Origin of the sequence: Streptococcus sp. CCH5-D3 (assembly GCF_001556435.1) — a bacterium.
Lineage (GTDB): Bacteria > Bacillota > Bacilli > Lactobacillales > Streptococcaceae > Streptococcus.
Genome location: NZ_LSIW01000156.1, coordinates 1 through 364 on the forward strand (window position 1 = coordinate 1; position 364 = coordinate 364).

Annotated in this window: 1 pseudogene; it reads left to right on the top strand. The window is 48.6% G+C overall.

Features of this window, described 5'->3' with window-relative positions:
* Positions 1-364, top strand: a pseudogene (locus AX662_RS10850) (MSCRAMM family adhesin SdrC); the annotation flags it as partial.

A 364-nucleotide genomic window follows, 5' to 3' on the forward strand; every position in this document is an offset into this window, starting at 1 on the left:
ATGCGCTTGCTGATTCTGATGCAGAGACTGAAGCTGATGTGCTTGCTGATTCTGAGGCAGATGCCGATTCAGATGCACTTGTTGATTCTGAGACAGAAACTGATGTGCTCGCTGATTCTGATGCAGAGACTGAAGCTGATTCAGAGGCGCTTACTGATTCTGACGTAGATACAGAAACTGATGTGCTTGTTGATTCTGACGCAGAGACTGAAGCGGATGCACTCGCTGACGCTGACACTGAAGCAGATACGCTTGATGATTCTGACGCTGATACAGAAACTGATGCGCTCGCTGACGCTGACTCAGATGCAGAAACTGATGCGCTTGCTGATTCTGATGCAGAGACTGAAGCTGATGTGCTTGC